Source organism: Streptomyces sp. NPDC007905 (assembly GCF_042959345.1).
GTDB lineage: Bacteria > Actinomycetota > Actinomycetes > Streptomycetales > Streptomycetaceae > Streptomyces.
This window is the reverse complement of record NZ_JBIBKS010000015.1, coordinates 135,165-160,527: the sequence shown is the minus strand read 5'-3', so window position 1 is coordinate 160,527 and position 25,363 is coordinate 135,165. Positions and strand designations below refer to the sequence as shown.

The following is a 25,363-nucleotide window of genomic DNA, read 5'->3' as shown; positions in this document are numbered from 1 at the left end:
CAGGTTATCGGGTGGTCGATACTGGGACACATGGCTTACGACGATCTTCGCTCCCTGCTGCGGGCGCTGGAGCGCGAGGGTGACCTCAAGCGCATCAAGGCCGAGGTCGACCCGTATCTGGAGGTCGGGGAGATCGTCGACCGGGTGCAGAAGTCCGGGGGACCGGCGCTGCTCTTCGAGAACGTGAAGGGCTCGGCGATGCCCCTCGCGATGAACGTCTTCGGGACCGACCGGCGGCTGCTGAAGGCGCTGGGCCTGAAGTCGTACGGCGAGATCTCCGAGAAGATCGGCGGCCTGCTGCGGCCCGAGCTGCCGCACGGGTTCGTGGGGGTCCGCGAGGCCTTCGGGAAGCTGGGCGCGATGGCGCACGTGCCGCCGAAGAAGGTGAAGGAGGCGCCCGTGCAGGAGGTCGTCCTGCACGGCGACGAGGTGGACCTCGACCGGCTCCCGGCCCTGTTCACCTGGCCCCAGGACGGCGGCTCCTTCTTCAACCTCGGTCTCACCCACACCAAGGACCCCGAGACCGGCATCCGCAACCTCGGCCTGTACCGCCTGCAGCGGCACGACAGGCGCACCATCGGCATGCACTGGCAGATCCACAAGGACAGCCGGAACCACTACCAGGTGGCGGCCCGGCGGGGCGAGCGTCTGCCCGTGGCGATCGCCTTCGGCTGCCCGCCCGCCGTGACGTACGCCTCCACCGCCCCGCTGCCCGGAGACATCGACGAGTACCTCTTCGCGGGGTTCATCGCGGGCAAGCGGATCGAGATGGTCGACTGCAGGACCGTCCCGCTCCAGGTCCCCGCGAACGCCGAGGTCGTCCTGGAGGGCTGGCTGGAGCCGGGCGAGATGCTCCCGGAGGGCCCGTTCGGCGACCACACCGGCTTCTACACCCCGCAGGAGCCGTTCCCGGCGCTGAAGATCGACTGCGTGACGATGCGGAAGCGGCCGTTGCTGCAGTCGATCGTCGTGGGCAGGCCGCCCACGGAGGACGGCCCGCTCGGCCGGGCCACGGAGCGCTTCTTCCTGCCCCTGCTGAAGATCATCGTTCCCGACATCGTGGACTACCACCTGCCCGAGGCCGGCGGCTTCCACAACTGCGCGATCGTCTCGATCGACAAGAAGTACCCGAAGCACGCCCAGAAGGTGATGCACGCGATCTGGGGGGCACACATGATGTCCCTGACCAAACTGATCGTGGTCGTGGACGCCGACTGCGACGTCCACGATCTGCACGAGGTCGCCTGGCGGGCCCTCGGCAACACGGACTACGCCCGTGACCTCACGGTCGTGGAAGGCCCCGTCGACCACCTCGACCACGCCTCCTACCAGCAGTTCTGGGGCGGCAAGGCGGGGATCGACGCCACGAAGAAGTGGCCCGAGGAGGGTTACACCCGGGACGGGGGCTGGCCGGACATGGTCCTCTCCGACCCCGATACGGCGGCCCTGGTGGACCGCCGTTGGAAGGAGTACGGCCTGTGAGCAGCGCCTCCGCGGCACTTCCGCAGCCGGGACGCACCAAGGCGTTCCTCCGCCTGGTGATGATCGAGCACTCGGTCTTCGCGCTCCCCTTCGCCTACATCGCCTCGCTGACCGCGATGTACCAGTGGGACAGGAACATCCACTGGGGCCGGCTGCTGCTGGTCACGATCTGCATGGTCGGCCTGCGGACCTTCGCCATGGCGGTCAACCGGATCATCGACCGGGAGATCGACGCCAGGAACCCGCGCACCGCGCACCGGGAACTGGTGACGGGTGCGATGTCGGTCCGCCACGCCTGGACCGGCGCCCTGATCGCCCTGGTGGTCTTCCTGGGCGCGGCGGCCCTGCTGAACCCCCTGTGCCTGGCCCTGGCCCCCATCGCGGTGATCCCGATGGTGGTCTACCCGTACGGCAAGCGGTTCACGAACTTCCCGCAGGCCATCCTGGGCCTGGCCCAGGCGATGGGTCCGGTGGGCGGCTGGCTCGCCATCTCGGGCTCGTGGTCCTGGGACGCGGTGATCCTCGGCCTCGCCGTCGGCATCTGGATCGGCGGCTTCGACCTGATCTACGCCTGCCAGGACGTCGAGACCGACCGCGAGATCGGTGTCATGTCGGTCCCGGCCCGCTTCGGCATCCCGGCGGCGATCCGGGGCGCCCGCGTCTGCCACGCGGTCACGACGGCCCTGTTCGTCTGGTACGCCCTGGCCACCCATGCAGGCGCCTTCTTCTGGCTGGGCCTGGTGATCGTCGCGGGCGCCTTCGGGTACGAACACCGCATCGTCCGCCCCCACGACCTGTCCCGCCTGAACAGGGCCTTCTTCAGCGTCAACGGCTTCATCGGCATTGCCCTCTTCGTGTGCGCGCTGCTGGACCTCCTGGTGCGGGGTCTGACCGTCTGAGCGGCCGACCGGTCCTGAACACTCCCCGTCCCACCGGTACGCTCAAGGTGTGAACGCAGGAGAAACGCAGCGCACGCCTTGGATCGTGGGGGTCTCCGGAGCCTCCGGAACGCCGTACGCCGCTGCCGTACTGCGGGCGTTGCTGGACGCGGGCGAGGCGGTCGATCTGGTGGTGAGCCGCGCCTCGCGGCTGACGTTGGTGGACGAGACGGGGATCTCGTTCCGGGACGCGCACTGGCAGGACGACCTGCGGGAATGGCTGGGCCGGGGGGCCGACGGGAAGCCCGGGACCTTCGACGTGGACGTCAGCGGGGTGCGGTACTGGAGCGCGGGGGACCTCGCCGCGGGGCCGTCCTCGGGGTCGTACCCGGCGAAGGGGATGCTGATCGTGCCGGCCTCCACGGCGTGTGTCGCCGGTGTCGCCCTGGGGCTGTCCAAGGACCTGCTCCAGCGCTCGGCGAGCGTCACACTGAAGGAGCGCCGGCCGCTGGTCGTGGCCGTACGGGAGACCCCCCTGAACGGGCAGACCCTGCGGCACCTCGTCGCCCTCGACGACGCGGGGGCCAGCGTGGTGCCGGCCTCGCCCGCCTTCTACGCGGGCGCGACCCACATCCAGGACCTGGTGGACTTCGTCGCCGGGCGGGTGCTGGACGCGGCGGGCGTCGGGCACGGCCTGTACCGGCGCTGGAAGGGCGAACTGGGCGGCGGTACAGCGGGCCGGTAGCCGGGCAAGTCGCAGTACCTCTCATCACTTCAGGCATCACCTCAGGCATCACTTCAGGAACTTTCAATACTTTCCAGGGGAAGGCTTCGATCGCATGGACGCGGTGGACAGGCAGCTCATCCAGGCCCTGAGGGAGAACGGGCGGGCCTCCTACGCCGAGCTGGGGCGTCTGGTCGGCCTGTCGGGGCCCAGCGTCACCGACCGCATCAACCGGCTGGAGGCGGCCGGTGTCATCACCGGCTACCGCGCCACCGTGAACGCGGCCTCCCTCGGCCTCGGTGTGACCGCCCTGATCGGCATCTCGCTGTCCGACGCCGCCGACCACGAGGACGTGGCCCAGCGGCTGAGGGACCTGCCGGAGATCGAGGACTGCTGGTTCATCGCCGGTGACGACTCCTTCATGCTCAAGGTGCGGGCGACGGACGTCGACGGGCTGGAGAAGATCATCCGGCGGCTGAGCGGGACCAAGGGCGTGTCCCGGACCCGTACCACGATCGTGCTCTCCACGAAGTGGGAGAACCGGGTCGGGGAACTGCCGGAAGAGGTCTAGGGATAACGTTGGTCGGGCTGTCGTGGAAAGGTGTTGGCATGGACGTCGGACTCAAGCGCGAGCTGGAGGAGAAGGTCCGCTCCGGTGAGCGGCTGACCCGCGAGGACGGCATCGCGCTGTACGAGTCGGACGACCTGGCCTGGCTGGGCGGCCTCGCGCACGAGGTGCGCACCCGCAAGAACGGTGACGTCGTGCACTTCAACGTCAACCGGCACCTCAACATGACCAACGTGTGCACGGCCTCCTGCGCCTACTGCTCCTTCCAGCGCAAGCCGGGCGAGAAGGACGCGTACACGATGCGCATCGAGGAGGCGGTCAAGCTCGCCAAGGCGATGGAGTCGGAGAACCTCACCGAGCTGCACATCGTCAACGGCCTGCACCCCAACCTGCCGTGGCGGTACTACCCGCGCTCGCTGCGGGAGTTGAAGGCCGCCCTGCCGAACGTCTCCCTGAAGGCCTTCACGGCCACCGAGATCCACCACTTCGAGACCATCTCGGGGCTGTCCGCCTCCGAGATCCTCGACGAGCTGATCGACGCCGGGCTGGAGTCCCTCACCGGCGGCGGCGCCGAGATCTTCGACTGGGAGGTCCGGCAGCACATCGTGGACCACAGGACCCACTGGGAGGACTGGTCCAGGATCCACCGGCTGGCGCACGAGAAGGGCCTGAAGACCCCGTGCACCATGCTCTACGGCCACATCGAGGAGCCCCGCCACCGCGTGGACCACGTGCTGCGGCTGCGTGAACTGCAGGACGAGACGGGCGGTTTCCAGGTCTTCATCCCGCTGCGCTACCAGCACGACTTCGTGGACATGAAGGACGGCAAGATCCGCAACCGGCTGCAGGCGCGCACGCAGATGGCGACCGGCGCCGAGGCCCTGAAGACCTTCGCGGTCTCCCGGCTGCTGTTCGACAACGTTCCGCATGTGAAGGTCTTCTGGGTGATGCACGGCGTGCAGACGGCCCAACTCGCCCTCCAGCACGGCGCCGACGACATGGACGGCTCGGTGGTCGAGTACAAGATCACGCACGACGCGGACAACTACGGCACCCCGAACAAGCTGACCCGCGAGGACCTGCTCGACCTGATCCGCGACGCCGGCTTCCGCCCGGTGGAGCGCAACACCCGCTACGAGATCATCCGCGAGTACGACGGCCCGGACCCGCTGCGCCGGGAGTCGCCGCAGCCGATGCGCGTGTGACGTGACGCCGGTGGCCGGACGGGTACCCGTCCGGCATGCCCACCACGAAGGAACCGAAGGCGCCCGAGGACGCCTACACCGCCGAGCCCTTCGTACCCGACCGCGGCGGCCTCACCGCCCTGCGCAGGGCGGCGGCCGGCTGCCGTGGCTGCCCCCTGCACCGGGACGCCACCCAGACCGTGTTCGGTCAGGGTTCGCAGGACGCCCGGGTGATGCTCGTCGGGGAGCAGCCCGGTGACCAGGAGGACCGGCAGGGGAGGCCGTTCGTCGGCCCGGCAGGGCGGCTCCTCGACCGGGCGCTGGCGGAGGCCGGGATCGACCCCGGCGAGGCGTACGTCACCAACGCCGTGAAGCACTTCAAGTTCACGCGGGCCGAGCCGCGCAAACGCCGGATCCACAAGGCACCGAGCCTGCGGGAGACGACCGCGTGCGGGCCCTGGCTCGCGGCCGAGCTGGCGATCGTCGAGCCCGAGCTGATCGTGGTGCTCGGCGCCACCGCAGGGAAGGCGCTGCTGGGGTCGTCGTTCCGGGTGGGCGAGGTGCGCGGCACGGTACTGGAGCGGGAGATCCACGGGCGGCCGGAACGACTGGTGCCCACGGTGCATCCGTCCTCCGTGCTGCGCGCGGAGGACCGGGAGGGCGCCTACCAGGGGCTGGTGGCGGATCTGAAAGTGGCTGCACGCGCGCTTTCGTAATAGATACTATCCAGGCATGCCCCTTACCTTCACGCTGGACCCCGCGATCACCCCCGCGCTGCGCGACGGCATCCTCGACCTGTGGACGGACGTCTCGAACGCGGGCGGAGCAGTCGGCTTCGTCCCGCCGGTGACCAGGGACGAGATACGGCCGGAACTGATCAGGCACGTCGTCGCCATGGCCGAGGGGCGCCACCGGCTGCTGGTCGGCCACGACGAGTCGGGGCAGGTCGCCGCGACGGCCTTTTTCGCCTTCAACACGCACCGGCTGATGACCCACTGGGTATGGCTGTACACGGTGATGGTGCACCCCGGGCACCAGGGCAGGGGCTACGGCCGCGAGCTGCTGGCGGCCGCGGCGGACGCGGCCCGCACCTTCGAGGGCGTCGACGCGATACGACTGACCTGTCGGGGCGGCCTCGGCCTGGAGCGGTTCTACGGCTCCTGCGGCTACAAGGAGGTCGGCCGGGTGCCCGGCGCCATCCGGGTCGCCCCCGGTGACGACCGTGACGACGTCTTCATGCTGCTACCACTGACCTGACCCCGCTGCAAGATCGGGGCCGCGCCGTGCTTCACTGGACGGTGCCCCCTTGTGGAATCGGAAGAGTGGATTGAGATGCTCCGCTACACGCTGATGCGCCTCGGCGTCTTCGCCGGCTGCCTCGTCGTCGTCTGGGGAGCCGTCTACTCCGGCATCTTCCCGCGCGGCTTCGGCGACTCCAACTTCCTGTGGGTGCTGCTGCTCGCGATGGTGCTGTCGGCGCCGATCAGCTGGGTGGTGCTGCGCAAGGAGCGGGACCGGGCCTCCGAGCGGATCGTCGGCAAGGTCGACCGGATGAAGGCCAACCTGGACGCCAACCGCAGCCAGGAGGACGAGGCCGACGAGTCCGTCCGGGCGCAGGGCCAGCCCTCCTGACCGAGGGCCCAACTAGGCTTGGCCCCATGGGTGCCGTGAAGACCAAACGGATGCCGAGGGCGGTCCGTGAGCAGCAGATGCTCGACGCTGCCGTACAGATCTTCGGCCAACGCGGCTACATGGCTGCCTCGATGGACGAGATAGCGGAACTCGCGGGCGTCTCCAAGCCGTTGGTCTATCTGTACCTCAACTCCAAGGAAGACCTCTTCACGGCCTGTATCCGCCGCGAGGCCACCGCCCTCACGGAGGCCGTCCGCACCGGTGTGCGCCGCGACCTGCCCGCCGACCGCCAGTTGTGGGACGGGCTCCAGGCCTTCTTCGCGCACACCGCCGAGCATCCCGACGGCTGGTCGGTGCTGCACCTCCAGGCCCGCACCCACGGCGGGGGCTTCGCCGCCGAGGTCACGGCGATGCGTGAGGAGATCGTCGCGTTCGTGACCCAGCTGATCGCGGTCGCCGCGCACGAGGCGCACCGGGACCCCGTGCCCGAGCACGAGGTCGCCGGGCTCGCGGAGGCCCTGGTGGGCGCCGCCGAGTCCCTCGCCGCCTGGGCGAACGCCACCCCCGGTGTCACGGCCCGGCAGGCGGCGGCGACCCTGATGAACTTCGCCTGGGCGGGCCTCGGCAATCTGATGGAGGGCCGCCCCTGGACGCCGCCCGCCGACAGGTGACCCGCAGGGTTGTCCGGTCGCCGTTCACTCCGGCAGGGGCCGTACCTCTCCGGTGAGGTGGAGCCGGTCTCCCTCGCCGCGCAGTTCGAAGCGTCCGGTGCCGTCCGCGCCGTACGCCACCGTCGCCGGCAGCAGCACCGGCGACCGGAACCGGGCCCGGACCTCGGCCGCGCCGGGCGTGCCGTGGGCGGCCAGGCAGCGGGCCACGGTCCACATGCCGTGCGCGATGGCGCGCGGGAAGCCGAAGAGGCGCGCGGTGACGGGGTGCAGGTGGATGGGGTTGCGGTCCCCGGAGGCGGCGCCGTACCGGCGGCCGACGTCCTCGGCGATCCGCCACTCGGCCACCACGGGCAGCGGGGCCGGTGGCCGCTCCTGCGGGGCTTGCCCGGGGGCGCCGGCGGTCCGGTGCCGGGCCAGGTAGGTGCTGCGGGACTCCCATACGACGTCCGCGCCGGCGCGCAGCTCCGTGACCACGGTGGCTTCGGTCCCGCGCCGGTGCGGGGCCAACCCGTCGACGTGTACGGCGAGTTGGTATTCCCCGGCAGCCGGCGCGGTGGTGCGGCGGACGATCTCGATCGAGGTGTGGACCAGGCCGAGCAGCGGCAGGGGGAAGTCCCGGCCGCTCATCAGCCGCATGGCCAGCGGGAAGCCGAGGACGTGCGGATAGGTGACGGGCAGCGTGTCCTCGCCGTCGGCCGCGCCGGTGGCGAAGCCGCACACCCGCTCGTAGGCGGCCAGCCGGGCCGGGTCGACGCGCAGGCCGGGCAGCACCAGACGGGTGCGCGGAAAGTCCGCGTCCGGGGTGGGGCGCTTGAAGGGGGAGCGCAGGGCGCCGCGGGCCAGCAGTGGGGTCAGCGCGGGGGCGGAGGTCAGGGTGACGGCGGTCATCACGCCCCCAGCGGGCTCTGGCCGCAGACGCGGACGACCCGGCCGCCCACCGCGCCGGAGGCGGGGTGGGCGAGCCGGGCGACGGTCTCGGCGACGTCGATCGGCAGCCCGCCCTGCGCGAGGGAGTTCATCCGGCGGCCGGCCTCCCGGACGAGGAGCGGCACCGCGCCGGTCATCCCGGTCTCGATGAAGCCGGGCGCGACCGCGTTGACGGTCTCCCCGTGCTCGGCGAGCGCGCGTGGCGCGAGGGATCGTACGAGGCCCACGCCCCCCGCCTTGCTCGCGCGGTAGCGGGTCCGGTCCGCGTTGCCCGCGAGTCCCGCAGTGAGAGGGAGCAACTCGCCCTTGGGTGCCGGGCCTTTCGCCGAGTGGCGCCCCGGCTCGGCGGGCTGGCGCCGTCCCGGGCGCCGGGTGAGGAAACGGCCGGGTGCCGTGCCGGTGAAGCTCAGGTAGCGGTCGGCCATGTCCAACTCCCACGCGACTCGGTACGAACTGCTTACTCTGGAGTAAGGTTACCGGAGGTAAGGGTATGTCACGGGTGAGGAGCAGGTCGAGATGAACTCCTCTTGGGCGGCCTTGGGCCGCCGAGGCCGCCCGGGTCCGGCGGGTTGCGGTGACCGGCGGCACGCGCCTCCCCTTCGCCCGCACCGACGGCCCGTGCGCCACCGCTTCCCACCGGGAGATGCTCACGGCGGCCAGGCCTGATCCCGATCGGCGTGGCGGGCGGTCAGGGGGTGACGGCGATGCTGGGAACCAACCTGAACACCCCTCACATAACCCCTGAGGCTGCACACCCCCGACTCCGGACCATTCCCGAACCCGCACAAGCCCCCCACAGCGGCCTCGTACGATCACCTGCCTAACCAGCGGTAACCCCTTTCCCCGGCCCGCCGTCGGTGAACGCCTCGGGGCCCGAGGCACGTACGTCATGCAGCAAGCAGTGCACCGCTGCACGCCCGAGGAGCCGCCCGTGTCCACCCCGTACCCGAACGCCCCTGTCCCCTCCGGCGCCATCGTCTCGGCCACCGACTACGACGGCCGCCCGGTCCTCGTGGAGCCCGAGACCCGCCGGCTGGACGGCGCCGTACGGGAGGCGTACGTACCGCCGTTCGCGCCCGCGGTGAAGCACGGCTCGCTCGCCGACCTGCCCTTCGACAACGCCGAGAGGGACCCCGGCGCGGTGGTGCTCAGCCGCAAGCTGGGGGACGGCCGCTGGGCGGACGTGACGGCGGTGGACTTCGCCGCGCAGGTCCTCGCGGTGGCGAAGGGGCTGATCGCGGAGGGGCTGGTGCCCGGCGACCGTATCGCCGTGATGGCCCGCACGACGTACGAGTGGACCCTGCTCGACTTCGCCGCCTGGGCGGCCGGCCTGGTGACGGTCCCCGTCTACCCCACCTCCTCCGTCTTCCAGACCCGCTGGATCCTGCACGACTCCGGCGCGGTCGCCCTGGTCACCGAGACCGACGGCCAGGCCGCCGCGATCGGCCCCGAACTCGAGCGCATGCCGGACCGCAGGCACCTGTGGGTGATGGAGAAGGGCCACGTCGAGCGGCTGGCGGAGCTGGGCGTCCAGGTACCGGACGGCGAAGTGGGAGTACGCCGGGGCATGCTGGGCCCCGACACCCTCGCCACGCTCATCTACACCTCGGGCACCACCGGCCGGCCCAAGGGCTGCGCCCTCTCGCACGGCAACTTCTTCGCCGAGGTCGACAACGCCATCGAACTCCTCCACCCGATCTTCAAGGCGAAGACGGGCGAGAAGGCGTCGGTCCTGCTGTTCCTGCCGATGTCCCACGTCTTCGGCCGGATGGTGGCCATCGCCTGCGTACGGGCGGGGGTGCGCCTCGGCCACGTTCCCAGCCTGAAGGCGGAGGACCTGCTGCCGGACCTGGCCGCCTTCCGGCCGACCTGCCTGCTGACCATCCCCTACATGCTGGAGAAGGTCTACAACTCCGCGCGCGCGAAGGCGGAGACGGGCGGGCGGGTGTCCGTCTTCGACCGGGCGACCGCGGTGGCCGTACGGTACGGGGAGGCGCTGGAGGCCCGGCAGACCGGCACCGGTGGCGGCCCCAACCGGGCGCTGAGGACGGCCCGTTCCTTCTACGACCCGCTCGTCTACCGGCGCATCCGCACCGCCATGGGCGGCAAGGTCAAGTACGCCATCTGCGGCGGCTCACCGCTCGGCCGCCGCCTGGCCGCCTTCTACGCCGGTGCCGGCATCGAGATCTTCGAGGGGTACGGCCTGACGGAGACCACCGGTGCCTCGACGGTCACCCCGCCCCTCAAGCCCCGTCTGGGCACCGTCGGCTGGCCGCTGCCCGGCACCCGGGTGCGGATCGCGGCGGACGGCGAGATCCTCATCGCAGGCGACCACGTCCTGCGCGGCTACTGGGACCCGCAGGCGGGCGGAGTCGTCCCCGCGACCCGGGACGGCTGGCTGCCCACCGGCGACCTCGGCGAGCTGGACGACGAGGGCTATCTGACCATCACCGGCCGCAAGAAGGAGCTGCTGATCACCGCGGGCGGCAAGTCGGTGGCGCCCGCGCCGCTGGAGAACTGGCTGCGCCAGCACCCGCTGATCTCCCAGTGCATGCTCGTCGGCGACGGCCGCCCCTACGTCGCCGCCCTCATCACCCTCGACCCGGACGGCATCAACCACTGGCGCCAGATGAACGGCAAGCACCCGGTGCCGCCGGAACTCCTCAAGGGAGACGCCGAGTTGACGGCCGTGCTGCAGCGCGCCCTGGACGAGGCCAACAAGCTGGTGTCCCGGCCCGAGTCCATCCGCCGGTTCGCCGTACTGCCGGTGGACTTCACCGAGGAAGCGGGCCATCTGACCCCCTCCATGAAGCTGCGGCGGGAGCAGATCATGCGGGACTTCGCGCCGGAGGTGGAGGGGCTCTACGAACGGTGAGCGAGGCCGACCGCGCCGAGTCGGCCATCCGGGTCGGCCACGACACCGGCCTCGCCGACCGGGACACCGCGGCTGCCGGCCGAGCCGGGCGTGGGAACGGGCCGACGTCCCCGCCGCCGCACCGGGGCTGTCCGGGCCCTCGCGGACACGGCCGTCGAACGCTGCGGACCGCCCGCGGTGCTGCGAAACGGCCGGACAACGGGGTGAACCGGCTGTTCTGCGTTTGCCGTGAATCCGCCCGCGGCAAGTGCCGGGGAGCGGGTAGCTTAGGAGGGATGGCACTCGTGACCACCGGCCTGTCACCCACGCGGAAGAAGTGAGCGTCTTGGGCGAACGCACCACCTCGGGAACCGGCCGGGACCGGATCGGTAACGTCCGCTCGTAGCCTGCCTTTCCACCCTCGCCGACTCCGTCATCACGAGCAGAGGTATGAAAGAAGACAACGACGTCCGCCGGATCTTCCTGCTCAACCCGGACCACCGCCTCCTCCGCGAGGCCGCGCACGCTGGTGTCCAAGTGCGCTCGGTCCGGGTCGACGCAACGGACGAGTCGGCGCTGCGCGCACCGCTTCGGGAAGCCGCCGAGGCCGGACTGTGCGTCAACACCGCCCGGGCCCTCCGGGTGCTGTCCGACCCCTTGGCCGTACAGCGTCTGGTCCGGGACAACCGGCTCTCCCCCGGCGGCACCCAGGTGGCACCCGGCGACCTGCGGCTGACCGTGGAGACGCTGAGCGTGCACGGGATGCACCAGGCGGCCGGGATCACCGCTCTGACCCCCTACGGCCTGCTCCACCCGGCCCCGCTCACGGACGACACGGCCGCCGAGGTGCGCGCCGTGGTGACCGCGCTGCTGGATCTGACCGGATACCAGTACGGCCCGGCCCACACGAGCGTCGCCGTCACTCCGCGCGGACCGGTGATCACCGGCTGCCGGGCGGGACTGGGAGACGACCCGGTGCCGGAACTGGTCAAGGTGGCCGGCGGGTTCGACCTGGCGGCCGCGGCCGTCGAGGTGCTCGCCGGGCGGCTGGTCGACGCGGTGCGGCCGAACCGGTTCGCCGCCGCCGCCCTGCTCAGCCCGCCGTGGCGGCTGGAGACCGCCGAGGTGGGGATACTGCCGCACGTCCGGCATGTCTCGCCGCCGGAGGCGCTGCGCCCCGGACACCTCGTCGTGCACGCCGACTCGCCCGAGTGCGCGGCCCGGCGGGTGGCCTCCCTGCGGGCGCTGGTGGTCGGCGACGAACGCTGACCGGCGACCGGGAACGGATCGGGAACGATCCGGTACGGGGTGACCGCACTGTTGATACGTCGCCGGAAGAAGGACGACGACGCCAGCGACGTCAACGGGAGGCGGAGTCAGGATGCTGAAGTTCTCGATCCTCGGGGCACTGCAGATCCGTACCGTGTCCGGTCCTGCGGAGATCTCCGGCGACCTGCAGCGCACCCTGGTGCAGACCCTGCTGGTCACCGAGGGCCAGCCGGTGCCCGGGGAGAGCCTGGTCGAGGAGATGTGGGGCGACACCGTGCCCGACAACCAGGCCAACGCCCTGCAGGCGCACGTCAGCAGGCTGCGCCGCAAGCTGCGCAGCCTGGAGCCGGGCCGGGCCGGGCCCCGGGTGACCATCCACCCCTCCGGCTACCGGCTCAGCGTGGCCGACGGCGAGCTTGACGCCGCCGAGTTCGTCAGGACCGTACGCCAGGCGGAGTCGGCCGCTCCGGAGGACGCGGAGCGCACCGCGCGGCTGCTCGGCGATGCCCTGGCGCTCTGGCGCGGACCCGTCTTCGGCGGGTTCGCCGGCGGGACGCTGTGCCAACTGGCCGGCGCCCGCTACGAGGAGTACCGGATGCGGGCCATGGAGCTGCGCTTCGACGCCGAACTGCGGCTCGGCCGGCACGCGGCGGTCCTCGCGGAGCTGACCGAGGCGCACGCCAACCACCCCCTGCGGGAACGCTTCTGCGAACAGCTGATGATCGCCCTGTACGGCTCGGGGCGGCAGGCCGACGCCCTCGACGTCTTCCGCCGGATGCGCCGCCACCTCGACGACGAGCTCGGAATCCAGCCATCTCCCGCGCTGCGCCGGGTCGAGAGCGCCATTCTCTGCCACGACCCGGCCCTGACCGGTGATGTGCGCTCCACCCTCCTCCAACTCGCTTGAAGGTGGTTAGCCTTTGGCTCGGACCGAGAAGCACCGCGGGTAACGCGAAGTTGCCTTCCAGTGTGGCTCGTTCGGGGTACAACCTAGGATTGTCCCGAACATGTCGGGCCGGGCAACGCGATGGGGCGGGGGGACGGGTTCGTGGAGTCTGCGGCATCCGGTCGGCCTGTCGTGCGCTTCAACATCCTCGGCTCGTTGGAAGGCTGGCACGGCGAGCGCCGGCTGAGGCTCGGCAGCCCCACCCAGGAACGCGTGCTCGTCACGCTCTTACTGGAGCGCGGACGCATGGTCCCGGTGTCCCGGCTGGTGGCCGCCGCCTGGGACGACGAGCCGCCGCAGACCGCCGGTCACCAGATCCGCAAGGCCATCGCCGCGCTGCGCACCCGCATCCCGGCCGGTGCCTCGCTGATCGTCACCGACGGCGCCGGATACCGGGCCGTCCTGGAAGAGGACCAGCTGGACCTGCACGAGTTCAGCCGCCGCTCGGCCGAGGCCCGGCAGGCGGTGGCCGCCGGGCGGCCCACCGAGGCCGTCGGGCATCTGCGCGCCTGTCTGGACCTGTGGCGCGGCCCGGTCATGGCCGGCACCGGCGGTGCGGTGATCTCCGCGGCCTCCGCCGCGCTCGAGGAACGGCACATGGCGGTCGCCGAGCAGTACTTCGAGCTGCAGCTGGAACTCGGTCAGTCCACCGAACTCGTCGGACCTCTACGCGAGTTGGTCACCGCGCATCCGTTGCGGGAGACCCTGCGCGGACGGCTGATGCTCGCCCTGTACCGGGCGGGCCGGCAGGCGGAGGCGCTGGAGGAGTTCGGCCGGGTGCGCGAACTGCTCGTGGAGGAATTGGGCATCGACCCCGGCGCCGAGCTGACCCGGCTGTACGAGGCCATCCTGCGCGACAGCCCCGAGGTGGCCCCCCGTGTACCCCAGTCGGTGTCCGACCGCGCCGCCCTCCTGGTCCCGGCCCCGCTCGCGCAGCCGGACAGGTCCGAGCCCGCGCCCTGCACCCTGCCGTACGACCTCCCGGACTTCACCGGCCGGGACGAGGAGCTGGCGCGGCTGCTGGCGGTGGGCCGGGACCCGGCCGGCCAGAGCACCCGGATCGTCGGCGTGGACGGCATGGGCGGCAGCGGCAAGACGGCCCTCGCCGTGCACGCCGCCCATCTGCTCGCCGCCGACTACCCCGACGGCCAGCTATTCGTCGACCTGCGCGGGTTCAGCCCCGGTGAGAAGGCGCAGGAGCCGGGGGCGGTGCTGCACTCCCTGCTGCGCACCGTCGGCATTCCGGACGATCGGATACCGGACGACCTGGAGAGACGCACCATCCTCTGGCGAACCGTTTCCGCTCAGCGAAAGCTGCTGCTCCTCCTCGACAACGCCGCCGACGCCGCCCAGGTACTGCCCCTGCTGCCCGCCTCCGAGGACTGCCTGGCCATCCTCACCAGCCGGGTCCGCATGCTCGAACTGGACGGCGCCGAGTGGCTCTCCCTCGGCCTGCTCTCGGCCGACGACAGCACCACCCTGCTCACCCGCATGCTCGGCGCCGAGCGCACCGCCGCCGAGCCCCAGGCCGTCGCCCGCCTGACCCGCCTGTGCTGCGGCCTGCCCCTCGCGCTGCGCATCACCACCGCCCGGCTGCGCAACCGGCCCCGCTGGACCGTCCAGTACCTGGTCGACCGGCTCGCCGACGAGACCCGGCGGCTGCGTGAGCTGAGCGCCGGTGAACGCAGCGTCGAGGCCACGCTCAGGCTGTCGTACCAGGCCATGGAGGAGGACCGGCGCGTCGCGTTCCGGTTGCTCGGTCTGCACCCGGGCAGCGCCATCGACGTCCACTCGGCCGCCGCGCTGCTCGGCACCGACGTCCACGACGCCGAGGACACCCTGGAGAACCTGCTCGACGCCCATCTGCTGGAACAGCACGAGGCGGGCCTGTACGGGTTCCACGATCTGGTGCGGACGTACGCGATGAGCGTGCGGGAGGCGGAGGACGACGAGGCCGGCGCGGCCGAACGGCTGGTCTCGTACTACTCCCTGGCCGCCAACCAGGCCTGCGAGCTGCTCTTCCCCGGTCGCGAGAGCTTCGGTGACACCTCCGAGCCGGTGGCGCACGAACTGCCCCGGCTGGACGGCGACGAGCAGGCGCTGCGCTGGTTCGACAGGGAACACGAGGCACTGCTCGCGGTCGTCGCTCAGGCGGGCGTCCAGGGCCTGCACCGCTCCGCCGCGCTGCTCGCCCGTGACCTGCTCTTCTACCTGGACCTGCGGGGCCACTACGAGGAGTTCCGGGTGGTCGGCCGCATCGGCGTCGACGCCTGCCGGCCGCTCGGCGACCTGACGCTGCTCGGCGTCAGCATGGGCAACCTGGCCGTCGCCCACTGGTGGCTCGGCGACTTCCAGGACGGGATCACCACCGCCCAGGAGGCCCTGGAGCTGGCGTCCGCGCGTGATCGCCGGGGTGAAGCGATGTGCATCGACGTGCTCGGCCTGCTGCACGGGGCGCTCGGCAACTTCGACGCTGCCCGCAGCTACTTGAAGCAGGGCATTGCGCTGCACCGGGAGTTGGGCACGTCCCGGGCGGAGGCCGTGGCGCTGGCCAACCTCAGCACCGTGGAGACCTGGGCGGGCCATTACACCGAGGCCGCCCGGTACGCGGCCCGGGCCACCGAGCTCAACCGGCGCCTGGGCGAACGCAGCAACGAGATCTCCTCGCTGACCTGGCTGGCGCTGGCCCACCTCGGCACCGGCGAGGACGAACGGGCGCGGGCCTGCCTCGCCCAGGCCCTCGAACTGTGCGACGAGTCCCGCAAACCCGGGAACGTCGCCTTCGCCCTCGCCCACTGGGCGCGGGTCTGCCAGCGTCTCGGCGAAGTGCGCTCGGCCGCCGAACACGCCGAGCGTGCCCTTGACCTCGTCCTCGCCGAGGGCACGGCCCTGCGGCAGGCGGCCGTGGTGAACGTGGTGGGGCTGGTCCATCTGCGCCGCGGCGCGGCCGACCGGGCGATGGAACTGCACCGCCAGGCCCACCAGTTGGCCTCCCGCGTCGGTTACCGCTTCGAGACCGCCCGCGCTCTGCACGGCATGGCGGAGGCGGCGCAGGCACTGGGCGACGAACCGACGGCACGCCGGCACCGTCGGGCGGCGGAGGAGCTGTACGACGCGATGGGCGTCACGGAGGCCGGGCGGCGCCTGTAGGCACCCGCTCCGCGGGCGGCGGCATCCGCCGGGGCCGGTGATCACGGCGCTCATGGTGATCACGGCGCTCACGGCGCTCATGGTGATCACGGCGATCACGGTTCTCACGACGAACGGCACCGACAGGGCGTAGGCCCTTGTCCGGTGCCGTCGATGGTGTGGTGTGCCGTCCGCGGGGTGTGCCGTCCGCGGGGTGCGGCGTCTCAGGGGGCGACGACGCGGGGGCCGCGCTCGTCCGCCAGGGCCGGCCCGGAGTGCGCCTGGGGGACCGACAGGCCGGAGGCGACGTGCACCAGGGCATCCTGCACACCGGTCGCCGGCACGGCCGCTGCGGTGCCGAGCGCCAGGACACCTGCGCCGGTGAGCGCGGCCAGAACCGTGTTCGTACGCAGTGCGATGGTGCGCATGGCTGTAACCCCCAGGAAGAGACGGATCGTGATCCGGTCGCCGGGCCTCTCCCCGACGCCGTGACCGATGCTCCTGGGGAGCGATCCCCATGCCGTCCCCGCTGGTTCCCGCCCCGGGTCGGGCTCCCGGTATTCCCGCTTTCAACGGTCGCGGACGGCCCCGGCCTCAGACCGGCTTCCGGGCGAGCAGGAAGGCCTGGGGGGTCGGTTCGCCGAGGTGCTGGGCGGGTTCGCGCACCGTCCGGGAGACGAGGCCGAAACCGGCGTCCGTGAGCAGCTCCGCCATGCGCTCGGGACTGCGTCGGTGGAAGTCCAGCGCCACCGGGTGGCCCCAGGGGCGGTCGTGGCGGCGGGTGTGGTCCCCGGCCTGGAAGGCGAGCAGGAGATGGCCGCCGGGGGACAGGACCCGGTGGAACTCGGCGAAGAGCGCCGGCAGTCGCTCCCCAGGGGCGTGGATGCTGGAGTACCAGGAGACGACACCGGCCAGCGCGCCGTCCGCGAGGGCGAGGTCCAGCATCGAGCCGTGCTCGAAGCGCAGCTCCGGGTTCTCGCGACGGGCGATCGCGAGCATGGACTCGGACAGGTCGAGCCCGAAGACGTCCAGGCCGAGGGAGGCGAGGTGGGCGGTGACCCGCCCGGGGCCGCAGCCGAGGTCGGCCACCGGCCCACCGCCGCCGACGAGTTCGGCGTACGCGTCGAGCAGGGCCCGGTCCAGCGGCCGGCCCGCGAGTACGTCCCGGAAGCGGTCGGCGTAGTCGTCGGCGATGGCGTCGTAGAAGGTGCGGGTGGCGGCGAGGAAGTCGTGGGTGCCGGTCATGGGCAGGGACCGTAGCCGCCGGCACCGACACTGCCCAGGGCCTGTTGCGAAGGTCCCGTCGTCCGCCCGGAGGGCGGGGCAGGCGGGACTCTCGCAACAGGTCCTAGGCCACCCCGGCCAGCCGGAGCGCCGCCGTCGTCGCCGCCGCGCCCAGGACCACCACCGCGAACGGTGCCCTCCGCCAGGCCAGCACCCCGCCGGCCAGCACCCCCGCCGGGCGGGCCCAGCCCGCGAAGCCGCCGCCCTCGGTCAGGGCGCCCGTGGTCAGCAGGGCGACGAGCAGGACGACCGCCCCCGCCGACGCCAGCTCCTGCACCCGAGCCGGGACCGTCACCCGGCCGTGCAGCAGGGGGCCCACGAGGCGCAAGGCGTAGGTGCCGACCGCGAGGGCGAGGATCACGGCCACCGTGGCGTTCATACGGCGGCCCCCACCGGGCGGCGGTGCAGGAACAGGCCGGCGAGGGCGAGCAGCACCGGCACCCCGGCCGGTACCGCGGGTGTGACCGCCAGGGCCAGGGCGGCGCCGAGCAGGGCGCAGCGCCGTACCGTCGCGTCGGCGCGGAGGGCCGGCAGGACGAGGGCCACCAGGACGGCGGGGAAGGCCGCGTCGAGGCCGTAGCGGGCGGTGTCGCCCAGGGCGCTTCCGGCGACCGCGCCCGCCAGCACGCCCGTGTTCCACACGGCGAACAGGCCGAGCCCGGAGATCCAGAAGGCCCTGCGCCGCCGTACCGGATCGGGCTGGGCGAGGGCGAAGGCGACCGTCTCGTCGGTGACCAGGTGCGCACCGAGAAAACGGGTCGTGCGACCGGTACCGATGATCTCGGCCACGGCCAGGCTGAAGGCCGCCGTGCGGGTGTTGAGCAGCAGACCGGTGGCCGCCGCGGCCAGCGGCCCGCCTCCCGCAAGCAGCACCCCGACCGCGCTGAACTGGGCCGATCCCGCGTACACCACCAGCGACATCACCACCGGCACCCATACGGGCAGCCCGCCCGCGACGGAGACCGCACCGAAGGAGACGCCCACGATGCCGCTGGCGAGCCAGACCAGGGAGCTGTCCCGGACCAGCGAGCCGGTCTCTGGTGTTCGGATTAGCGAACGCATGTTTTTTACAATGGACAGCAGATGCCTGTTCGTCAAGGCGAACGATCGTACCGATGGAGCGAACGACATGTCCGAGGCACCCGACCGGCTCCCGATGGAGTGGATCGCCGCGTCCCTCAAGCGCGAGCGCGCCCGCACCGGGCTGTCCCTGTCCGAGCTGGCCAAGCGTGCGGGGATCGCGAAGTCCACGCTGTCCCAGCTGGAGGCGGCGAGCGGGAACCCGAGCGTGGAGACGATCTGGGCGCTGGGTGTCGCGCTGGGGGTCCCGTTCAGCGTGCTGGTCGAGCCGCCGACGCCGAGCGTCCAGGTGATCCGCGCCGGCCGGGGTCCGGCCCTCGCCTCGGAGCAGGCCACCTTCGTCGGCACCCTGCTGGCGGCGAGTCCTCCCGGTGCCCGGCGCGACATCTATCGCATCCGGATGGAACCGGGCGCGGCACGTGTGGCGAAACCGCACATTCCGGGCACGGTCGAGCATCTGATCGTCGGTACGGGCCGGGTGAAGGCGGGACCGGCCGGGGAGGAAGTCGAACTCGAACCCGGCGATTACCTGACCCATCGGGGGGACGTGGCTCACTCGTACGAGGCACTGACGCCGGGCACGATCTTCGTCCTGGTCATGCAGCACACGTAGCGAATTCGCCGAGAATGCACCGAGGGAGCGGGCCGGAAAAGGCAGGAGCCCCTTCGCCGAACGGCGTGGGGCTCCTTGGGTACTGCACTCAGGTTCTGCGATCAGGCAGTGATCAGACGGGGGTGACGTTCTCCGCCTGAGGACCCTTCGGGCCCTGCGTCACGTCGAAGCTCACCTGCTGGTTCTCCTCGAGGGAGCGGAAGCCGGAGGCGTTGATCGCGGAGTAGTGAACGAAGACGTCGGGGCCGCCGCCCTCCTGGGCGATGAAGCCAAAGCCCTTTTCGGCGTTGAACCACTTAACGGTTCCGGTAGCCATAAGCCCTCCTTGGGCCCAAAAGGGTTGCCCTGCTCCAGAACCTGCACGTGCGAAACGGTGCTGCACAACTGCATTCGTCTGAAAACGACGAGAGCCTGCGGTTACATGCTCCGCAGGCTCTGTACTGCAAGGGAAACCAAACTGCAACTTGCGGCGAGCCTAGCACGCGGGCAGCCGAAAGCAATAGAGGGCAAGATCACTTCACCCGAATGTTTGAACGCCGGACGGGTGGGTTGACGGTGGGGCCGGTCCCGGCACGGTACAGCACGGGGTCTAGTCTCGCGATGTGGACAATTCTCGCACCCGGCCGCGCGTCGGCCACATCCAGTTCCTGAACTGCCTGCCCCTCTACTGGGGGCTCGCGAGAACCGGCACTCTCCTCGACTTCGAGCTGACCAAGGACACCCCGGAGAAGCTCAGCGAGCAGCTCGTGCGCGGCGACCTCGACATCGGGCCCGTCACCCTCGTGGAGTTCCTGCGCAACGCGGACGATCTGGTCGCCTTCCCGGACATCGCCGTCGGCTGCGACGGCCCCGTGATGTCCTGCGTGATCGTCTCGCAGGTCCCGCTCGACCGGCTGGACGGCGCCCGGGTCGCCCTCGGCTCCACCTCGCGCACCTCCGTCCGCCTCGCACAGCTCCTGCTGGCCGAGCGGTACGGCGTGCGGCCCGACTACTACACCTGCCCTCCCGACCTCAGCCTGATGATGCAGGAGGCGGAGGCCGCCGTCCTCATCGGCGACGCCGCCCTGCGCGCCAACCTCCTCGACGGACCCCGCTACGGCCTCGAGGTGCACGACCTCGGCGCGCTGTGGAAGGAGTGGACGGGCCTGCCGTTCGTCTTCGCGGTCTGGGCGGCCCGGCGCGACTACGCGGAGCGCGAGCCGTTCATCACCCGCAAGGTCCACGAGGCCTTCCTCGCCTCCCGCAACCTCTCCCTGGAGGAGGTCGGCAAGGTCGCCGAGCAGGCCGCCCGCTGGGAGTCCTTCGACGAGGCCACGCTGGAGCAGTACTTCACCACCCTCGACTTCCGCTTCGGCGGGCCGCAGCTGGACGCGGTCGCCGAGTTCGCCCGCCGGGTCGGCCCGACGACCGGCTTCCCGGCGGACGTGAAGGTGGAGCTGCTTCAGCCGTAACCGCCACGGCACTAGGCTGCGGGCAGTGAGGCGTTGCGGGGGAGAGGTGGACGCCATGCAGCCGCTCGGAGCCGACGAACCGGCCGCCGTCGGGCCCTACCGGCTGCTCGGCCGGCTCGGCTCCGGCGGCATGGGCCGGGTCTACCTGGGCCGCAGCGCGGGCGGCCGCACGGTCGCCGTGAAGATCGTGCACCCGCACTTCGCGCTCGACGAGGAGTTCAGGGCCCGCTTCCGGCGCGAGGTCGAGGCCGCCCGCCGGGTCGGCGGTGCCTGGACCGCGCCCGTCCTCGACGCGGACCCGGAGGCCGCCGTGCCCTGGGTCGCCACCGCCTACGCGGCCGGGCCGTCCCTCGCCGCCGCCGTCACCGATGGCGGCCCGCTGCCCGCGCACACCGTACGGGCCCTGGGCGCGGGCCTGGCCGAGGCCCTGACCGCGGTGCACGAACTGGGTCTCGTCCACCGGGACGTGAAGCCCTCCAACGTCCTGCTGACCCTGGACGGCCCGCTCCTCATCGACTTCGGCATCGCCCGGGCCACGGACGGTAGGGCGTCCCTGACGTCGACCGGCGTCTCCGTCGGCTCGCCCGGCTACATGTCCCCCGAGCAGATCCTCGGCAAGGGTGTCACCGGGGCGGCCGACATCTTCTCCCTCGGCGCGGTGCTGGCCTACGCGGCGACCGGTGAGCCACCGTTCCCCGGCGACTCCTCGGCCGCGCTGCTCTACAAGGTCGTCCACGAGGAGCCGGAACTGGGCGCGCTGACCGGCGCGTTGCGGGAATCGGCGGCCGCCTGCCTGGCCAAGGACCCGGCAGCCCGCCCGACCCCCGCCGAGCTGGCCCGCCGGCTCGCCCCCGAGGGCGCCGCCCGGCTGGTCGCGGGTGGCTGGCTGCCGGGGGCGCTGGTGGAGCAGGTCAGCCGAAGCGCCGTACACCTGCTCAACCTGGACACCACGGAGACGGCTCCCTCGGGCCTGGTGGAGTTCAGCGGTCCTTCGGTGGGCGGGAATTCGGGCGTGGCACCGGGCGGCGGGGAGTCGGATGCGGCCTCCAGTGGGCACGGAAACGGTTCGGGCGGGTTCGCCGTTCCCGCAGGGGAGTTCGGAGCGGGTTCGGGCGGTTTCGTCGTTCCGGCAGGGCAGTTCGGAGGGGGTTCGGGCGGTTCCGGGTCGGCAGCAGGGGTGTTCGGGCCGGCTCCGCTGATGACTCCGTCCGGGGTTCCCGCCGTGCCCTCCGGGGCTCCCGCCGTGCCGTCGGGTCCACCGGCCGCTTCCTCGGGTCCACCGGCCGCTTCTTCGGGTACTCCGGCCGCGGGGTCCGGCACCTCGGGCGTGGAGCCGACCGGAGTGCCCGGACCGCGGGGTGCGGTGCCTGTTCCCGGCAAGGTCAGCGTCAGTGCGGCGGCCACCTCCGTGCCGGGGGAGAGCGGGCGCGGGCGGCGGGTGAGCTGCACGGTCGTGCTGGCCGTGGCGGGAGCGCTGGCCGGGGCGGTCGTGGGTCTCGGGGCTCTGCTGCGGCCATGGGCCGGTGGTGACAACGACACGGCGGGCAGCGCACCGGCCGCCTCCCGCTCGGCGTCGGCCTCGCAGCCGGCCGACGGTCAGACCCAGGGGCCGAGCCCCACGCCGGGCGCGGACTCCCCGGCACCCAGCCGGAGCGAAGGCCAGGCGGGCGCGATCCCCGCCCGCTACCTCGGCACCTGGGAGGGCCAGGCCACCGGACTCGGCGGCAGCCTGCCCATGGGCACCTTCCGGCTCACCGTCCATCAGGCGGGCCGCGGCCAGGAGTTGGGGCGGCTCAAGCAGACCGACCAGCTCGGAGCCGTCTGCACCGACATCCTCACCCTGGAGAAGGTGACGAAGACGGCCATCGTGGCGAGCTCGGTGGGCGCCGAGGACAACCACGCCGGTTGCGATCCCGCACCTCATCCGGTGGAGTTGACGCCGGTGGGCGACGACCTCCGGTACTCCTCGGACAGTTCGGCCGAGGGCAATCCGGTCTCGCGGATGTCCAAGGTCGGCTAGTACCCGACCACGGTTTCGGCAACGCCCCGTCACCCCGCCCTCCTGGCGGTCACTACTGTGTCCGCGTCGGCGCACGCCAACCGCGCCGCTTCGCACCGGCCGTCGGCCCGGCAAGGCATCAGCACGCAGAGCGAAGCAGCGCAAAGCATCGCAACGGGGAAGGACGGGGAACGCCCGCCATGGAGACACTGCGGCCGGACGATCCGCGGGAGTTGGGCAGCTACCGCATGCTGCGCAGGCTCGGAGCCGGCGGCATGGGCCGGGTCTACCTGGCCCGCTCGCCCGGCGGCCGCACCGTCGCCGTGAAGGTCGTACACCCCGATCTCGCAGCCGACGCCGACTTCCGCCGCCGTTTCCGGCACGAGGTGGAGATCGCCCAGGCGGTCTCCGGCCAGTACACCGCCTCGGTGGTGGACGCCGACCCGGACGCGCCGTTGCCGTGGCTGGCGACCTCGTACGTGCTCGGCCCGGACCTGACGGACGTCGTGGCCGCGCACGGCGCGCTGCCCGAGCACACCGTCCGCGCGCTGGGCGCCGGACTCGCGGCCGCCCTCCAGGAGATCCACGCGGCGGGACTCATCCACCGGGACCTCAAGCCGTCGAACGTCCTCCTGGCCGCCGACGGCCCCCGCGTCATCGACTTCGGCATCGCGCGGGCGGTGGACGGAAACCGTATGACCCAGACGGGAGTCGTGGTCGGCTCGCCCGGTTACCTGCCCCCGGAGCAGGCGCTGGGCCAGGACGTCGGACCGGCGGGCGACGTCTTCTCCCTGGGCGCCGTACTCGCCTTCGCGGCCACCGGCCGCACCGTCTTCGGCGACGGTGCCGCCTCGCACGCGGCGATGCTCTACCAGGTCGTCCATGGCGAACCCGAGCTGACCGGCACACCGCAGACCCTGCTCGGGCTGCTGCGGGCCTGTCTGCTGAAGGACCCGGCCGCCCGGCCCGGCCCCGCCGAGATCGTGGCGGCGCTGGCCCCGCAGGGCGTCGAAGGCGTACTCAGCGACTGGCTGCCCTCGGCGGTGGCCTCCACCATCGCCACCCACGCGGCCGGGATCCTGGACCTGGAGGCGCCCCAGCAGCCGGGCGCACCGGCCGCCGCGTTCTTCGGCCCGGCCCCGGCCATGCCGTCCGGCGCACAGCCACCGGCGGGCGCCCCCGCGGCGGGCTACGGATATCCGCCGGCGCCACCGGCCGGCTACGGGACGCCGCCGGCAGGTGCGCCCGGGGCGGGATACGGGACGCCACCGGCGGCCACGCCCGGGGCCGGGTACGGCTATCCGGCGGCGCGGTCGGCCGGCCACGGGACGGCCGCCCCCGGGTATGACACCCCGCAACCCGGCACCGTCCGGCTGGGCGCCGCGGACGCCTCTTCCCCGGTCCCCTCCCGCCGCCGCGCCCTCTCCTACGCCCTCGGCGGTGCCGCCGCCGTCGCCGTGGCCGGCGGGGGCACGGCGTGGTGGCTCGGCCGGAAGGACGGCAGCACCGGCGCCTCCACCGACGCGGGCGGCCACGGCGGTTCGGCCCGGCCGGCCGACGAGACCTTCACCACCCCGCCCGCCGGGGTGTCACCCCAGCCGCTGTGGCACAGGACCGCCGACGAGGACAGCACGGCGACCGACGTACCGCTCCTCACCCACGACGGGCTGCTGCTGGTCAGCGGCGACCCGTTGGTGGCGTACGACGTGAAGACGGGCAGCCCCCGCTGGTCCAGGAAGGGGATCTGCCGCTCGGGAGCCCAGCTTCTCTTCCACGGCGGCAAGGTGTTCCTCGGCGACGGCGACTACGACGGCGTCCTGGTCGCCTACGACGTCACGACCGGGGACGAGGCCTGGCGCAGCCGGCTCGGCAAGCAGCTGAGCATCGAGCGGACCATCGCCATCGACGACAAGAACGTCTATGTCACCCTGACCGACTACGGCCAGGCCAAGAGCGCCACCAACTACCGTACGGCCGTGGCGGCGGTCAGCCACACCACCGGCAGGACCGCCTGGCTGCAGCGACGTGACTGGGGCACCAAGGACTACGACGTCCAGGGCACCGTCTCCGGCAAGTACCTCGTCTACGCCGACTCCAAGTACAACCTCACCGTGCGCGAGACCGCCACGGGCGAGCAGTTGTGGACCAGGAAGATCGGCGACGACTGGACCTGGCAGCCCACGGCCGCGGACGGGGTGGTGTTCCTGCCGGGCGAGAAGCTGACGGCCGTGGAACTCGAGACCGGCAGGACGCGTTGGACGCTGTCGCCGAACGGCCGCCGCGGCTTCAAGAACCCCACCGTCGTCGACGGCGTGGTCTACGTCAGTGACTACGACCGAGGCATCTGGGCCGTCGACCTCAAGAACGCCGGGCGGATCTGGCTCTGCGAGGAGGGCAACCGCGCGGTGCGGGAGACGTTCCTGAAGGCCGGGACGACGCTGTACGCGGCCGCCGGCGCGCTGGGCGGCGGCATCATCGCGCTGGATGCCAGGACCGGCAAGGTCCGCTGGACCTGGGTCGACAGCACGGACGCCACCGATTACTGGCAGATCGCCCTGGCGGGCAACCGGTTGCTGGTGACCGGCGGTCAGGAGGTCTACGCGATGCCGGCCGTCTGAGACCGGCGGCACTCCATTGGATTCCCCCCCCGACACGATTCAGGGACGGACGGC

At 72.0% G+C, this 25,363-nt stretch carries 23 protein-coding genes and 1 pseudogene; 17 read left to right on the top strand and 7 right to left on the bottom strand.

The window, feature by feature from the left end:
• Positions 1-30 precede the first annotated feature (30 nt).
• From ACFZDC_RS26155 to ACFZDC_RS26115, 9 genes are all read left to right on the top strand, one after another.
• Positions 31-1,482 carry a menaquinone biosynthesis decarboxylase gene (locus ACFZDC_RS26155; RefSeq protein WP_391327587.1) on the top strand — a complete coding sequence of 484 codons (1,452 nt, stop codon included), beginning with the start codon at positions 31-33 and terminating at the stop codon, positions 1,480-1,482.
• Positions 1,479-2,381 carry a menaquinone biosynthesis prenyltransferase MqnP gene (gene mqnP, locus ACFZDC_RS26150; RefSeq protein ID WP_391327585.1) on the top strand — a complete coding sequence of 301 codons (903 nt, stop codon included), beginning with the start codon at positions 1,479-1,481 and terminating at the stop codon, positions 2,379-2,381. The genes ACFZDC_RS26155 and mqnP overlap by 4 nt, the downstream gene beginning before the upstream one ends.
• 49 nt (positions 2,382-2,430) lie before the next feature.
• Positions 2,431-3,105 carry a UbiX family flavin prenyltransferase gene (locus ACFZDC_RS26145; protein ID WP_391327583.1) on the top strand — a complete coding sequence of 225 codons (675 nt, stop codon included), beginning with the start codon at positions 2,431-2,433 and terminating at the stop codon, positions 3,103-3,105.
• A 94-nt stretch (positions 3,106-3,199) separates the two neighbouring features.
• Positions 3,200-3,655 carry an Lrp/AsnC family transcriptional regulator gene (locus ACFZDC_RS26140; RefSeq protein WP_055707813.1) on the top strand — a complete coding sequence of 152 codons (456 nt, stop codon included), beginning with the start codon at positions 3,200-3,202 and terminating at the stop codon, positions 3,653-3,655.
• A gap of 38 nt (positions 3,656-3,693) precedes the next feature.
• Positions 3,694-4,857: an aminofutalosine synthase MqnE gene (mqnE, locus tag ACFZDC_RS26135; RefSeq protein ID WP_391327580.1), complete on the top strand. Its 1,164-nt coding sequence runs from the start codon at positions 3,694-3,696 to the stop codon at positions 4,855-4,857.
• A 35-nt stretch (positions 4,858-4,892) separates the two neighbouring features.
• On the top strand, positions 4,893-5,552 hold the full coding sequence (locus ACFZDC_RS26130) for a UdgX family uracil-DNA binding protein (protein ID WP_391327578.1): 660 nt from the start codon (positions 4,893-4,895) through the stop codon (positions 5,550-5,552).
• A gap of 16 nt (positions 5,553-5,568) precedes the next feature.
• A complete protein-coding gene (locus tag ACFZDC_RS26125) occupies positions 5,569-6,093 on the top strand; it encodes a GNAT family N-acetyltransferase (protein ID WP_391327576.1) in 525 nt (174 codons plus the stop codon).
• Between the two features lie 75 nt (positions 6,094-6,168).
• Positions 6,169-6,468 carry a DUF4229 domain-containing protein gene (locus ACFZDC_RS26120; protein ID WP_391327574.1) on the top strand — a complete coding sequence of 100 codons (300 nt, stop codon included), beginning with the start codon at positions 6,169-6,171 and terminating at the stop codon, positions 6,466-6,468.
• Between the two features lie 26 nt (positions 6,469-6,494).
• Positions 6,495-7,139, top strand: coding sequence for a TetR family transcriptional regulator (locus ACFZDC_RS26115; protein WP_391327572.1), 645 nt, complete (start codon positions 6,495-6,497; stop codon positions 7,137-7,139).
• Between the two features lie 24 nt (positions 7,140-7,163).
• Here the strand turns inward: ACFZDC_RS26115 and ACFZDC_RS26110 are convergent, their stop codons facing one another.
• The gene (locus tag ACFZDC_RS26110; protein WP_391327570.1) at positions 7,164-8,027 is read right to left on the bottom strand and encodes a MaoC/PaaZ C-terminal domain-containing protein; all 864 of its coding nucleotides are present in this window, start codon (positions 8,025-8,027) and stop codon (positions 7,164-7,166) included.
• Positions 8,027-8,350: pseudogene (locus ACFZDC_RS26105) on the bottom strand (SDR family oxidoreductase); the annotation flags it as partial. The pseudogene ACFZDC_RS26105 and the gene ACFZDC_RS26110, both read right to left, overlap by 1 nt.
• A 647-nt stretch (positions 8,351-8,997) precedes the next feature.
• Between ACFZDC_RS26105 and ACFZDC_RS26100 the strand changes: the two are divergent.
• The 4 genes from ACFZDC_RS26100 (at position 8,998) to ACFZDC_RS26085 (ending at position 16,285) form a co-directional block, all read left to right on the top strand.
• Positions 8,998-10,941: an AMP-binding protein gene (locus ACFZDC_RS26100; protein ID WP_391327568.1), complete on the top strand. Its 1,944-nt coding sequence runs from the start codon at positions 8,998-9,000 to the stop codon at positions 10,939-10,941.
• 429 nt (positions 10,942-11,370) lie between these two features.
• Complete coding sequence (locus tag ACFZDC_RS26095) at positions 11,371-12,189, top strand: hypothetical protein (protein WP_391327567.1); 819 nt, start codon at positions 11,371-11,373, stop codon at positions 12,187-12,189.
• Positions 12,190-12,301: 112 nt separating this feature from the next.
• A complete protein-coding gene (locus tag ACFZDC_RS26090; RefSeq protein WP_391327565.1) occupies positions 12,302-13,096 on the top strand; it encodes a BTAD domain-containing putative transcriptional regulator in 795 nt (264 codons plus the stop codon).
• Between the two features lie 141 nt (positions 13,097-13,237).
• The gene (locus ACFZDC_RS26085; protein WP_391327563.1) at positions 13,238-16,285 is read left to right on the top strand and encodes a BTAD domain-containing putative transcriptional regulator; all 3,048 of its coding nucleotides are present in this window, start codon (positions 13,238-13,240) and stop codon (positions 16,283-16,285) included.
• A gap of 203 nt (positions 16,286-16,488) precedes the next feature.
• On the opposite strand, the gene ACFZDC_RS26080 is transcribed toward ACFZDC_RS26085, so the two are convergent.
• The 4 genes from ACFZDC_RS26080 to ACFZDC_RS26065 all read right to left on the bottom strand — a co-directional run bounded on the left by ACFZDC_RS26080 (position 16,489) and on the right by ACFZDC_RS26065 (position 18,610).
• Positions 16,489-16,692, bottom strand: coding sequence for a hypothetical protein (locus ACFZDC_RS26080; RefSeq protein WP_391327562.1), 204 nt, complete (start codon positions 16,690-16,692; stop codon positions 16,489-16,491).
• A 166-nt stretch (positions 16,693-16,858) separates the two neighbouring features.
• Positions 16,859-17,509, bottom strand: a complete 651-nt coding sequence (locus tag ACFZDC_RS26075; protein WP_391327560.1) for a methyltransferase domain-containing protein — start codon at positions 17,507-17,509, stop codon at positions 16,859-16,861.
• Positions 17,510-17,612: 103 nt separating this feature from the next.
• Positions 17,613-17,927: an AzlD domain-containing protein gene (locus tag ACFZDC_RS26070; protein WP_391327558.1), complete on the bottom strand. Its 315-nt coding sequence runs from the start codon at positions 17,925-17,927 to the stop codon at positions 17,613-17,615.
• Positions 17,924-18,610 (bottom strand): AzlC family ABC transporter permease, encoded by a 687-nt coding sequence (locus tag ACFZDC_RS26065; RefSeq protein WP_391327556.1) that lies wholly within the window; start codon positions 18,608-18,610, stop codon positions 17,924-17,926. Before ACFZDC_RS26065 ends, ACFZDC_RS26070 begins: the two co-directional genes overlap by 4 nt.
• A 67-nt stretch (positions 18,611-18,677) precedes the next feature.
• Here ACFZDC_RS26065 and ACFZDC_RS26060 point away from each other — a divergent pair, with 67 nt between their 5' ends.
• Positions 18,678-19,241: a helix-turn-helix domain-containing protein gene (locus tag ACFZDC_RS26060; protein WP_391327554.1), complete on the top strand. Its 564-nt coding sequence runs from the start codon at positions 18,678-18,680 to the stop codon at positions 19,239-19,241.
• Positions 19,242-19,353: 112 nt separating this feature from the next.
• Here the strand turns inward: ACFZDC_RS26060 and ACFZDC_RS26055 are convergent, their stop codons facing one another.
• A complete protein-coding gene (locus ACFZDC_RS26055) occupies positions 19,354-19,557 on the bottom strand; it encodes a cold-shock protein (RefSeq protein ID WP_003992177.1) in 204 nt (67 codons plus the stop codon).
• Positions 19,558-19,843: 286 nt separating this feature from the next.
• Between ACFZDC_RS26055 and ACFZDC_RS26050 the strand changes: the two genes are divergently transcribed.
• The 3 genes from ACFZDC_RS26050 to ACFZDC_RS26040 all read left to right on the top strand — a co-directional run bounded on the left by ACFZDC_RS26050 (position 19,844) and on the right by ACFZDC_RS26040 (position 25,309).
• Positions 19,844-20,692, top strand: coding sequence for an MqnA/MqnD/SBP family protein (locus ACFZDC_RS26050; protein ID WP_391327552.1), 849 nt, complete (start codon positions 19,844-19,846; stop codon positions 20,690-20,692).
• 55 nt (positions 20,693-20,747) lie between these two features.
• Entirely contained in the window at positions 20,748-22,712 is a 1,965-nt protein-coding gene (locus ACFZDC_RS26045; RefSeq protein WP_391327550.1) for a protein kinase, read from the top strand.
• A gap of 179 nt (positions 22,713-22,891) precedes the next feature.
• Entirely contained in the window at positions 22,892-25,309 is a 2,418-nt protein-coding gene (locus ACFZDC_RS26040) for a PQQ-binding-like beta-propeller repeat protein (RefSeq protein ID WP_391327548.1), read from the top strand.
• Positions 25,310-25,363: the final 54 nt, after the last annotated feature.

Excerpts from the sequence above, each read along its gene's own strand:
- ACFZDC_RS26155 (WP_391327587.1), top strand. The coding sequence starts at position 31 with ATGGCTTACGACGATCTTCGCTCCCTGCTGCGGGCGCTGGAGCGCGAG.
- ACFZDC_RS26140 (WP_055707813.1), top strand. The coding sequence starts at position 3,200 with ATGGACGCGGTGGACAGGCAGCTCATCCAGGCCCTGAGGGAGAACGGG.
- mqnE (WP_391327580.1), top strand. The coding sequence starts at position 3,694 with ATGGACGTCGGACTCAAGCGCGAGCTGGAGGAGAAGGTCCGCTCCGGT.
- ACFZDC_RS26130 (WP_391327578.1), top strand. The coding sequence starts at position 4,893 with ATGCCCACCACGAAGGAACCGAAGGCGCCCGAGGACGCCTACACCGCC.
- ACFZDC_RS26125 (WP_391327576.1), top strand. The coding sequence starts at position 5,569 with ATGCCCCTTACCTTCACGCTGGACCCCGCGATCACCCCCGCGCTGCGC.
- ACFZDC_RS26120 (WP_391327574.1), top strand. The coding sequence starts at position 6,169 with ATGCTCCGCTACACGCTGATGCGCCTCGGCGTCTTCGCCGGCTGCCTC.
- ACFZDC_RS26115 (WP_391327572.1), top strand. The coding sequence starts at position 6,495 with ATGGGTGCCGTGAAGACCAAACGGATGCCGAGGGCGGTCCGTGAGCAG.
- ACFZDC_RS26110 (WP_391327570.1), bottom strand. The coding sequence starts at position 8,027 with ATGACCGCCGTCACCCTGACCTCCGCCCCCGCGCTGACCCCACTGCTG.
- ACFZDC_RS26095 (WP_391327567.1), top strand. The coding sequence starts at position 11,371 with ATGAAAGAAGACAACGACGTCCGCCGGATCTTCCTGCTCAACCCGGAC.
- ACFZDC_RS26090 (WP_391327565.1), top strand. The coding sequence starts at position 12,302 with ATGCTGAAGTTCTCGATCCTCGGGGCACTGCAGATCCGTACCGTGTCC.
- ACFZDC_RS26080 (WP_391327562.1), bottom strand. The coding sequence starts at position 16,692 with ATGCGCACCATCGCACTGCGTACGAACACGGTTCTGGCCGCGCTCACC.
- ACFZDC_RS26075 (WP_391327560.1), bottom strand. The coding sequence starts at position 17,509 with ATGACCGGCACCCACGACTTCCTCGCCGCCACCCGCACCTTCTACGAC.
- ACFZDC_RS26070 (WP_391327558.1), bottom strand. The coding sequence starts at position 17,927 with ATGAACGCCACGGTGGCCGTGATCCTCGCCCTCGCGGTCGGCACCTAC.
- ACFZDC_RS26065 (WP_391327556.1), bottom strand. The coding sequence starts at position 18,610 with ATGCGTTCGCTAATCCGAACACCAGAGACCGGCTCGCTGGTCCGGGAC.
- ACFZDC_RS26060 (WP_391327554.1), top strand. The coding sequence starts at position 18,678 with ATGTCCGAGGCACCCGACCGGCTCCCGATGGAGTGGATCGCCGCGTCC.
- ACFZDC_RS26055 (WP_003992177.1), bottom strand. The coding sequence starts at position 19,557 with ATGGCTACCGGAACCGTTAAGTGGTTCAACGCCGAAAAGGGCTTTGGC.
- ACFZDC_RS26045 (WP_391327550.1), top strand. The coding sequence starts at position 20,748 with ATGCAGCCGCTCGGAGCCGACGAACCGGCCGCCGTCGGGCCCTACCGG.
- ACFZDC_RS26040 (WP_391327548.1), top strand. The coding sequence starts at position 22,892 with ATGGAGACACTGCGGCCGGACGATCCGCGGGAGTTGGGCAGCTACCGC.